The organism is Pedobacter soli, from assembly GCF_900101435.1.
In the GTDB taxonomy this organism is placed as follows: domain Bacteria; phylum Bacteroidota; class Bacteroidia; order Sphingobacteriales; family Sphingobacteriaceae; genus Pedobacter; species Pedobacter soli.
This window is the reverse complement of the sequence record NZ_FMZH01000002.1, coordinates 204,650-216,114: the sequence shown is the minus strand read 5'-3', so window position 1 is coordinate 216,114 and position 11,465 is coordinate 204,650. Positions and strand designations below refer to the sequence as shown.

General features: G+C 40.9%; 8 protein-coding genes. 4 read left to right on the top strand and 4 right to left on the bottom strand.

Annotated features, from left to right (window positions below; all coding sequences use genetic code 11):
• Positions 1–400: 400 nt before the first annotated feature.
• The 4 genes from BLR37_RS04885 (at position 401) to BLR37_RS04870 (ending at position 6,559) form a co-directional block, all read left to right on the top strand.
• Complete coding sequence (locus BLR37_RS04885) at positions 401–2,620, top strand: transglycosylase domain-containing protein (RefSeq protein WP_090765356.1); 2,220 nt, start codon at positions 401–403, stop codon at positions 2,618–2,620.
• A gap of 198 nt (positions 2,621–2,818) precedes the next feature.
• Positions 2,819–4,621, top strand: coding sequence for an excinuclease ABC subunit UvrC (gene uvrC, locus BLR37_RS04880; RefSeq protein WP_090765353.1), 1,803 nt, complete (start codon positions 2,819–2,821; stop codon positions 4,619–4,621).
• Positions 4,622–4,753: 132 nt separating this feature from the next.
• Positions 4,754–5,152 carry a nuclease A inhibitor family protein gene (locus BLR37_RS04875; protein WP_090765350.1) on the top strand — a complete coding sequence of 133 codons (399 nt, stop codon included), beginning with the start codon at positions 4,754–4,756 and terminating at the stop codon, positions 5,150–5,152.
• A 36-nt stretch (positions 5,153–5,188) separates the two neighbouring features.
• The gene (locus tag BLR37_RS04870) at positions 5,189–6,559 is read left to right on the top strand and encodes a DNA/RNA non-specific endonuclease (protein ID WP_090765347.1); all 1,371 of its coding nucleotides are present in this window, start codon (positions 5,189–5,191) and stop codon (positions 6,557–6,559) included.
• Between the two features lie 198 nt (positions 6,560–6,757).
• Here BLR37_RS04870 and porN read toward each other — a convergent pair whose 3' ends face one another.
• The 4 genes from porN to porK are packed head-to-tail and all read right to left on the bottom strand — an operon-like array spanning position 6,758 to position 11,423.
• Complete coding sequence (gene porN / locus BLR37_RS04865) at positions 6,758–7,669, bottom strand: type IX secretion system ring subunit PorN/GldN (protein WP_039471357.1); 912 nt, start codon at positions 7,667–7,669, stop codon at positions 6,758–6,760.
• 7 nt (positions 7,670–7,676) lie between these two features.
• Positions 7,677–9,209: a type IX secretion system motor protein PorM/GldM gene (gene porM, locus BLR37_RS04860; RefSeq protein ID WP_090765345.1), complete on the bottom strand. Its 1,533-nt coding sequence runs from the start codon at positions 9,207–9,209 to the stop codon at positions 7,677–7,679.
• Positions 9,210–9,250: 41 nt separating this feature from the next.
• Positions 9,251–10,057: a type IX secretion system motor protein PorL/GldL gene (gene porL, locus BLR37_RS04855; RefSeq protein WP_090765342.1), complete on the bottom strand. Its 807-nt coding sequence runs from the start codon at positions 10,055–10,057 to the stop codon at positions 9,251–9,253.
• 40 nt (positions 10,058–10,097) lie between these two features.
• A complete protein-coding gene (porK, locus tag BLR37_RS04850; RefSeq protein WP_090765339.1) occupies positions 10,098–11,423 on the bottom strand; it encodes a T9SS ring complex lipoprotein PorK/GldK in 1,326 nt (441 codons plus the stop codon).
• Positions 11,424–11,465 lie beyond the last annotated feature (42 nt).

Below are 11,465 nucleotides of genomic sequence, written 5' to 3'. Positions count from 1 at the left end.
CTGAAAGACAAAAGACTAAAGCTTGGATGTTCTTAAATGTCTGAGGTGGTGAAAAAGACCGAAGTCCGAAAGTCGGAGGTCCGAGGATCAGGAGCCGAAAGACCAAAGCTTAAATGCCCTTAAATGTCTTAGGTGGTAAAAAAGCTGAAAGACTAAAGCAGAAAGACCAAAGCTTATATGCGCTTGAATGTCTTAGGTGGTGAAAAAGCTGAAAGACTAAAGCAGAAAGACCAAAGCTTATATGCGCTTAAATATCTTAGGTGGTAAAAAAGCTTAAATGCACTTAGTGTTAGGTCTTAGAATTGCCAAACTTTCATAGCTTAAATTTGGTTCTCTAAAAAATTAATAAATTTGCATCCAAACCTCCTTTTGTGATGGTTTTGGAAAATTATAGCACAAAATGAATAAATCCCTTTCTGCACAAGATACAAGAAGATATAGTTTAATGATCTGGAAATTATTGGTTGGTGGAATAGCCCTCTTTGCCATTTTCATCTCCATGATTGGTTTTGGCCTTTTTGGCGCACTACCTTCTTTCAGGGATATTGAACACCCGAAAAGCAACCAGGCATCAGAAATTATTGCCGAAGATGGTCGCCCGATTGGAACTTATTTTGTACAAAACAGATCAAACGTTACGTATAAAGACATTTCTGAAAACGTAATTAATGGCTTAATCGCAACTGAAGATACCCGTTTCAAAGATCACTCAGGTATCGATTTCAAGCGTACTTTTAGCATTATCGGCTATAATTTAATTGGTAAAAAACAAGGTGCCAGTACCATTACACAGCAATTGGCTAAAAACCTTTTCCCCCGCGAATCGAATTTAAATTTCTTCTCGCTGGTGCTAACCAAATTTAAAGAATGGATTGTTGCTGTTAAACTCGAGCGTAACTATACCAAAGAAGAAATTATTACCATGTATTTAAATACGGTCGATTTTGGTAACCAGGCTTATGGTATTAAATCGGCTGCAAGGGTTTATTTTAACACTACACCCGATAAATTAACCCTAACGCAGGCTGCTACCTTAGTGGGTATGCAAAAGGGGATTACCATGTACTCTCCTACCCGCCACCCTGAGCGTTCGCGCGATCGTAGAAATACGGTAATGGCCATGATGGTAAAATCTGACCTTTTAACCCAGCAGGAATTTGAAGAACAAAAAGATAAACCTCTAAACCTGCATTTCAACGCTGCTACTGTAAATGATGGTATTGCGCCTTATTTCCGTACGGTGCTTAAAAACGATATCAAAACTATCTTCCAGGAACAATCGATTACGAAGCCAGATGGTACGCCTTATGATTTAGACCGCGACGGACTTAAAATTTATACCACGTTGAATTACGATATGCAGGTATATGCAGAGGAGGCGCAAAAAGAATACATGAAGATTTTGCAGGCGCAGTTTATCGCCAGCTGGAAAGGTCGTAACCCTTTCAAAGATAAAGCTTTGCAGATTGAGCAGGGTATTAAAAGGTCAGACCGGTATAAATCTTTAAAGCTTGAAGGGAAATCGGATGAAGAGATTACGCAAGATTTCAACACCAAAACAGAAATGACCATTTTTACCTGGAAGGGTAATATCGATACGGTAATGAAGCCGATTGACTCGGTACGTTATTATAAAATGCTGTTGCGTAATGCCATGATGACCATGGACCCAACCAACGGCCACGTTAAAGCCTGGGTAGGTGGTATCAATTACGAGCATTTTAAATACGATCAGGTTAAAATGGGTACCCGTCAGGTGGGTTCAACCGCTAAACCTTTCACTTACGCGGTAGCCATTGAAAATGGTTATTCTCCTTGTTATACTGTACCTAACGTTCCGGTTACCATAGAAGGTTACGGCGATCCGTGGACACCAAGAAACTCAGGAAAACCTTTAGAAGGCAGCATTACCTTACAAAAGGCACTTGCTTATTCGCAAAACTATGTTACCGCCTATTTAATGAAACAGGTTGGTCCGGTTGCCGTATCAACGCTGGCTACTAAAATGGGTATCCCGAATGTTCCGGCATTTCCTTCAATTTGTTTGGGTACCTTCGATTCGTCTATTTACAACATGGTTGGTGCTTACGGCGCATTTGCCAATAAAGGCACTTATACCAAACCCATTTACCTGTTAAGAATAGAAGATAAAAATGGGGTGGTGTTATTTTCTCAGAAAGAAATACCAAAGCCAATTATGAGCGAAGAGGTTGCCTATGTGATGACCAGAATGCTTAAAGGCGTGGTTGCTAACGGAACAGGATCGCGATTAAGTTATAAATATGGTGTAAATGCACCAATTGGTGCAAAAACCGGTACCACACAAAATAACTCTGATGGTTGGTTTATGGCCATTACTCCACAACTGGTAACCGGTATATGGACTGGCTGCGAGGACCGTGCTTTCCATTTTATCAGTACTAATCAGGGTGAGGGTGCCAATACTGCCTTACCTATTTTTGCCGGCTTTATTAAACGGGTATATGCCAATCCGGCGTTGAAGATTGGCCGGGCAGATTTTGAAGCACCAAAAAGCGGCGTATCGATTACCTACGATTGTAACCAATACCAGCAGCAGGAAGAAGGCACAACAGAGCTAGATAAGAAGTTAGGGTTTTAATACACTTGCGATTGCGTGAAGGATAGCAGTGAAAATCCTTTTGTTGTGCCTGAAGCGAAGCGGAGGGTAACAAAAGATTGTAACGGATAGCCTGACCCTTTGCGCAGCTTAGGGGCACGCCCAAATTCTTTTAAACAACATTAAATCATTATCCGTTTAGATAAGGATTTCCCTTTTTGAATCTTATTTTTGTAATTAATGAGCAGTTTCGACCATAAAACAGCATTAACCGCTATACCGCATAAACCGGGTGTGTACCAATATTGGGATGCCGATGGCAAGTTAATGTACATTGGAAAGGCGAAAGACCTGCGCAATCGGGTGGGCTCTTATTTTAACAGCGATAAAAATCAGTTTAACGGCAAAACCCGGGTATTGGTTTCGAAGATCAGAAAAATTACCTTTACCATTGTTGATACCGAAATTGATGCCTGGCTGCTCGAAAACAGCTTAATTAAAAAGCACCAACCCAAATTCAACATTAATTTAAAGGATGATAAAACCTATCCGTGGATTATTGTTAAAAATGAGCACTACCCTCGCATTTACTGGACCAGAAAAGTAATTAAAGATGGTTCGACCTATTTTGGCCCCTACGGTTCAATAGGCATGATGCACACGATATTGGACCTGATTAAGGAAACCTATGCTTTACGCACCTGCAATCTGCCATTAAACGATAAAAATATTGCTGAAGGGAAATTTAAAGTTTGCCTTGAATATCAGATTGGCAACTGCAAAGGACCTTGCCAGGCATACCAGACTGAAAGCGATTACGATAAAAACATTGCAGAAATTAAGGAAATCCTCAATGGCAAGATCGGCAACGTAATCCGTGAGGTGAAATCGACGATAAAAACGGCAGCCGAAGACTTAAACTTTGAACTGGCGCATCAATATGCCCGCAGATTAGAGGTTTTAGAAAAATATCAAAGCAAATCGACCGTAGTAAACAGTGCCATCACCAATGTGGATGTGGTGAGCATCGCATCAGATGAGCGCTATGCTTTTGTGAACTACCTGAAGGTAATGAACGGTACCATTATCCAGACGCAAACCATTGAGGTTAAAAAGCAACTGGATGAAAGCGACGACGAAATCATGACCCTCGCCATGCTTGATTTCAGAAGCAAGTTTAACAGCACTTCGAAAGAAATTATTGTTCCATTCGAACCTTCGCTGGAAGATGAAAGCCTGCGTTTTACAGTACCGAAACTGGGAGAAAAGAAAAAGCTTCTAGAGCTTTCGCAAAAGAATGTGCTTTTCTTTAAAAAGGAAAAGTTAAACCAGTACGAAAAGCTAAACCCTGATTTACGTACCGACCGCATTTTAACCACCATGCAAAAGGACCTGCGCTTAACGCAGCTGCCCAAGCATATCGAATGTTTCGATAACTCCAATTTCCAGGGCAAATATCCGGTTTCGGCCATTGTGGTATTTAAGGATGCCAAACCATCGAAAAAAGATTACAGGCACTTTAACGTTAAAACGGTAGAAGGGCCCAACGATTTTGCCACCATGGAGGAAGCCGTTTTCCGTCGTTACAGGCGCATGCTGGATGAAAACCAGACTTTGCCCCAACTCATCATCATTGACGGCGGTAAGGGTCAGCTTTCATCGGCAATGAAGAGTTTAAAACAATTGGGGATAGAAAAACGGGTAACCGTTATCGGTATTGCCAAACGCCTGGAAGAATTATTCTATCCGGGCGATTCATTTCCACTCTACCTGGATAAAAAATCAGAAACCTTAAAAGTAATTCAGCAGCTGCGTGATGAAGCCCACAGATTTGGGATTACCTTCCACCGTAAAAAACGCGACCAGGGTACGCTCAAAACCGAGTTAGAGCAAATTGAAGGTATTGGTAAAACCACTGCCGATAAATTACTTACGCATTTTAAATCGGTGAAAAAGATTAAAGAAGCTACCGAGAAACAACTTGCAGAAGTACTAAACAAAAAGCAGGTGCAAACTTTGTTGAGCCACTTTAAAGAGGTCTAAATCCATAATGTAAACCACAACAGACATGATCGTAAAAAGATTAACACTAAATTAATCTGGATTGCGTAAAGCTTAACTATTTTCTCAATAATTTAGGGTTGTTAATACAAGTAAACATCCATCCCTATTTACATGAGTAACAACATCCTAACCACAATTACCAAACTTTTATTAGGCGTACTGTATTTTAGCGAATCGGAAAGTCCCTTTAAGGTGTCTGATTGGGGCAAAATTCCCTCGGCTGCATTACAGCAAGAAATAGCCTCCCGCTACCAATCTGCCTTATCCAATTTAAAACAAGTAGACCAATCAGCCTTTTTTAACCACATTACCTCCAAGGTAGATGCAGCTGATGCGCCAATGGTAGAAAATGCACGAAAAATAACGGAGTTACACAACTTCATCAGGCAAAATCTATCCGATATACAAGTTACACGTGTAGAAGGCAGTAGCAAGGTTCCAATAATTATTACGGGTTACCTGCCTGATGGTAGCTGTTTAGCGATCGAAACTTTTGCTGTAGAGACTTAAATTAATCCCATCCACTAAATAATCCCAAAATTACACATGAAAGCATTAAAAAAATTAAGCTTACTGGCAATGCTATGCCTGGGCCTGTCGGCCTGTAAAAAAGAAAATCAGCTGACACCCGAAAGCAGCACTTTTGAACAAAAAATAAACACTAAAGCGGCTACTGCAAGTGTACAGACTGTAACCGCAGGTTTTCCGGAAACTTTCGAATCGGGAAGCAAAGGAAGTTATGCCACTGCCTCGGTAACTTTAAGCAGCGGAAGCTGGAGCCTTAACGATGCCCTTATTGGAAACCTCGCCGCAGATGCCAAAAATGGTAGCCAATCGGTACGGATCCGCAACACAGGTATTGTAAGCATGAATTTTGATGTAAACGGAGCCGACGTAGTAACCATTGCTCACGCCAAATACGGTACCGATGCAAACAGTACCTGGCAACTCTGGTACTCTACCAATGGTGGTTCGAGCTGGCAACAATCGGGTAGCACCATTACCAGTAGTTCCACAAGCTTAACAACCGCTACCTTTAACACCGCCATTTCAGGAAATGTACGTTTCCAGATCCGCAAAATCAGTGGTGGCACCGCCCGTATTAACATCGATGATTTCAGTATTTCAACTGGCGACGGAACAACCACCCCGCCAACTACACCTGGTGATGATAGTCACCTTTTAATGGGCAATCCGAGTAATGCTGTTGCCAGTATTACTTATCCTGAAAATTACCTGATGGAGCGTACTTATTACAGCAGTTCTTACAGCAAAAGCAGAGGTACACCAAATTGGGTAAGCTGGCACATTGGTTCGGCCGATTTAGGTTCTACCCCACGCCAGGATGATTTCAGATCAGACAGTACATTACCTTCAGGCTGGTACCAGGTATCGAGCAGCAGCTACTCAGGCTCAGGTTTTGATCGTGGTCACAATTGCCCATCGGCTGATAGAACCGCTTCGGTTGCTGCAAATTCTTCTACCTTCTTAATGAGCAATATGATGCCACAAGCGCCCAATAATAACCAGGGACCATGGGCTGATCTTGAAAATTACACCCGCTCACTGGTAACTGCAGGTAATGAAGTTTATGTGATTTGTGGTTCTTATGGTTCGGGCGGTACCGGAAGTAACGGAGGCATTACCTATACCATTGATAATGGCCGTATAAATGTTCCTTCTAATACCTGGAAAGTAATTGTAGTATTGCCTAATGGAAATAACGATTTAAGCCGTGTAACTTCATCTACCAGAGTAATTACGGTAAACATGCCCAATACAAACGGTTTAAATACCAATTGGAAAACTTACCGCACCACAGTTAATGCAATAGAATCTGCAACAGGTTACGATCTTTTATCAAATGTACCGGTAGCAGTACAAAATGCAATTGAAGCCGTTACGGATAACCAGTAATAGGTTGAATTTAATAAGAAGAGCGGTAACCGGTGTAGGTTATCGCTCTTTTTGTTATGGGTAAGGTTCATTAATTATTATTGAGAGACCCTGAAATACCCGTCTGACCGGCCGGGCAGAAATCCGATAGCTATCGGATCAGGATGACGGTAACAAAAAACAAAAAGGCTCTGATTTTCATCAGAGCCTTTTGCATGCTTAGTATTCCCAAAGACCTTGTTCGTAATCAAGAACAGATTTTTTAATCCTTTCCGATTCGTAAAGTCTTTCTCTTGGATCAGTAATGATATCTCTGATTTTGTTATCACCAGGGTTTGATTCTTTAACAATATAGCTGCTAAATAAACGACGGATAAAGAAATCGTCGAAACTTAAGTTAGAAGCATCGTTATTGGTGTTAATTAAACGTTTTTTGGTTAACAGCTCTCTAGCTTCTGTGTAATAGACCCAGAATACAGGTTGCCATTGTTTAGAAACCTCGTTGAATTTTAAAGGTGCTATACCTACAATACGCGGTTCGAAAATAGAACGCTTGGTATCGAAAATCCAGTCTTCTTTGATTCTGAATTTTAAAAACAAATCAGGGTTAAAATCGTTCACCACAGTAGTAACGGTACCTGTTTTATTGTTCGAAACCTCAGCTGTTCCTAAAGCCGATTTTGCAGCTGAATCAGGAGTCATTGGGTTGTTAAATGCATCATCCTCATTCAAAGCACTATCAATTGGCGAATAAGCGGTTAATTCGCCGGTTTTAATGGCAGATACCAATACATCAATTAATCTTGATTTTGGCGATCTTAAAGGTGAGTTAACCGTATCACGCAAGTCGATTTCTCTCCAGATCCGTTTTGCGTAAAACACATCTTCCTCCCTCACATCGGCCAAAGGCACCATTTCGGTACTATCAATATCCTTACGGGCATAGAAACCATCTTTTGGTGGTACCTTAAGTTTTTTCTTCACTGTTTTAACCGGAGCTTTCACCGTATCTACTACAGGAGCAGCCGCAACAGGTGCAGGCTTTTTGGGTGCTAACTTAGTCGGCTTTTTCTGTGCAAAAGCAAACGCAGTTAACAACACTAAAACAGCAATACTTAAAATCCTTTTCATCTTCTTCTTATTTAACACTAAATGCTAATGAAGGTAAAATTTTCTGACGACCATCAGGGCCTATAGAAACAATATCTTCAAAAAATACTCTTGTACCAGGAGTAACCGAATTAATAGCACCTTTTACGGCACCAGCAAAACTGCCACCACTAGCGGCAATTGTAACCGCATCCGAACGTGGTTTAATAATGGTTACTTTATAACGCTGTATCTTAAACTTAACATCGAAAGGGAAATCATCCAAATCGGCTTCAATTTCGGTTTCGCTTTTTAACTGTACTGAGGCCACATCGCCACCTGCACGGCCACCAACTTTAGCAACAGGAGTTGGAATACCTTTAACCCTGAATTTTTGCGAGCCTAAACTCACTGTTTTGCCAGCGTTGTTAGCTGATACATTAACAGATACCTCTGAACCTACAAGGCTACCTGGTACGTTAACATTATAATTTCCGTTGCTACCCGACATTGATCCACCAGAAATAGAGGCTTTAATACTCTCTAATGGAAAACCTGCTGCCGAAACCGTAAATGGATTCGGGATACCTGCATAAATTACATTCAATTTGGTTGATGCAACCGATGCTGATGGTTTTGCCACCTGATAAGATTGTGGTTGTGTTTTGTATTCTTTTACAGTACCATCAGTTTGACGAACGCGAATAGTACCTACCCAGGTAAACTGACCAACACTACCTGTTCCGCCGGTATACGTTCCTTTACCATCTTTGATCGAAAGTTTATTTCCGTTTACCGTAATATCAGGAGTTGATCTCGAATCGCTTGCAGTTAAAAATACTTCGGCAGTATAAGGTTGACCTTGAATTACGTATGAAGTAGGTGCTACCGCAACTGCTGCAAACTGATCCAGGTTTACCTGTGCTTTATCCATGTTACCGAATAACTTTTTCACCACTTCTGCTTCAGCATTTTTGGTATCTGCCTGCAATTTGGTTAAAACCGTCATTGCCGCGGTTAAAGGCGTACCTTCACCAAAATAAGTTTCCTGCCAGTTTCCCTTTCTTTTTCTTTCAGGATCTTTAGCTTCCAAAGAAAATGAAACATTTGCTCTGTCTGCAGGATCTAATAAAGAGATTAATTTTTCGCGTGTAGCATTAATCTTGGCTTTTAATTTATCAGCCTCTTTTTTATTAATCATGATATTTTGCGCAATATCCTGATTTGATCTGTTTACCAGGTCGCCGGTTTCAGGATCAATTCCATCGCCTGCCTGTGTAAATTGTTTTTTAATACCATCAATGTAGTTATTCAACTCATCGGCAGCTGCCTTAGCTTGCTGAGCCTTTTCGTAAATAGGCTGTGCACGGGCCGGCTCCTCTTTCAGTTTCGAGTTTTCGAAAGCAGAAAATAACTGGTTGATGCTGGTATTTACGTTATTTTTAGAAGTATCCAAACTATCATTGATATTTTTGAATGCATCTAAAATGGTATCTGATACGTTTAAGGCAAGCATGGCCAACAATACCAAATACATGATATTGATCATCCGCTGCCTTGTTGTTTCTTTTCCGCCTGCCATGTTTGATGTAGCTTTTCTTTAAAAATTAAAAACTAAACAAATTATACACGTGGGCTGTTCATAGCCGATAACATATTGCCATAAATTGCATTAAGTGATGATAAGTTTTTAGCCAACTTGTTCACCTCTTCTTTAAACTGTTTCGAATCTTCCATCGATTCGTTAAAGTTCTGCATGGTTAATGATAAGTTTGAATAGAATTTATTCATCGATTTTAAATGCGCGCTCGAATCCTGTAATTCCAATTCGTAAACAGCATTTAATGCCGATAAGTTTTTAGCTAAGTTATTCACCTGATCGTGATAAGCCTGCGAATCTACATTGCTTTCGCCCATTGCTTTCAAATTCGCAGTAGCTTTTTCGAAAGAGGCACTTAAGCTATCAAATCCGGCTGATGCCGTTTTAACTTTACCTGTAAACTCATTAGTAGCAGTAGAAGCATCTGCAACATTTGAAATGGTTGCTACTTTATCACCAAACGTACGTAAACCTGTACCTAAGCTTTCAATCAATTCAGGACCAATTTTAGCGTCAGATAACATTTTATCTAAAGCAGCAGTGTTCGAAGATCCTACTGCGGCTACCGGTCTTGCAGAAGCTTTTGGTAATTCGCCATCAAAATCGGCTCTTAATTCCGGATAAACTCTTTCCCATGCTGGTTCTGGTTCTGGTGGGAAGAAACCGGTTAAAAAGAACAGAAATGCCTCAACGCCAAGACCAAGCCCAATCATGTAGTTACCTACAATTCCACCAATGTGTAGAATTTTAAATAACGCTCCAATAATTACAATACTTGCTCCCCATGAAATCGCTACGTGTAACCAGCCTGGTTGTTTTTTTGCTGCCATAAAATTTTGATGTTTTTCTTTAGTTTTTAGTTTGTTTGGTTTAACGTCTTAAATCGGTACCTGGATAAGATGAAACGCATCTGAAACCAATGTACGACCGTTGGGTATCCTGATATTCGTAAGTTGCTACAGCATTCTGTAAAAAGTAACCTGTATCTTTCCACGAACCGCCTTTTACTACTTTACGCTTTTTGTATTTGCTGTCTGCAGCACCTGCATCGTAAGTAAAATTAGGGTTCAAATCGTGCAATAACGGACTTGCGCCCTTGTTGTAAGCGGTTATGGTCCATTCCGATACGTTTCCGGCCATGTTGTATAAGCCATAATCGTTAGGAAAATAAGATTTCACGCCAACTGTATAAATACCACCATCGCTCGAGTAATCGCCGCGACCTGGTTTAAAGTTGGCTTGTAAACATCCTTTTGTATTTCTGATGTACGGACCGCCCCAAGGGTATTTGGTTTTGGTGTTACCGCCTCTTGCGGCATATTCGAACTCCGTTTCTGCTGGTAAACGGTAATCAGAACGCGATCCTACAGGCAATTTACGTGCTGTAGCTACGCCATCATACAATTTGGTTCTCCAGTGAGAGAAAGCCTTAGCCTGCTCCCAGCTTACGCCAACTACCGGATAATCATCATAAGAGGGGTGATTGTAATAACCGCGAACCATTGGATCGTTCTGAGAATAAGAATAGTCTGTTTTCCAAACCATGGTATCAGGATAAATGGCAACAGTATAACGGTCTATATAATCCTGACGTTTGCTGTTTGGATCTTTGTGACCTAGTGCCGCTTTCTCCATATTTAACTCAGCGTAGGTATACTCAAACTTACGCACATCAAATTCTTTCTTGCCTGGAAGGGCATCTAAGCCCGAATAATACATACCATCAAGCTGACTAGCTTGTGCACCTGCACCACCTCTGCCCTTGTTACGCCAGATATTTGCACCATTTGGACCAACCTTTTTCCAATCGATAAATTTATCGCCACCAACAGCCGCCGCTGCATTTCCTTTGGGTGTCATCATAAACTGTTGTGGGTTACCCATCATGGCAATGGCAATAGAATCGCGCACCCAGTTGGTAAACTGACGATATTCTGCATTTGAGATTTCGGTCTGATCCATGAAGAATGCACTAATGGTTACCATTCTGCTTGGCCCATTCTGAGAGAAAGTGATATCCTCGTCAGATCCTCCCAGTGGCGTATGCCCTGGTGGAATATATACCATTCCTAACGGGATCCTATCGTTTTTAAATTTCCGGTTATATGCACCAACCAGTTCGCCTTGGCCTCCATGGCCGCAACTTGCTAACATTAATGATATACCTACAATAGTTAGAAGGTAAATTTTCTTCATATTTTTTATAGTGTGCAAAGCACGATAAGGGAGCAATTTTAT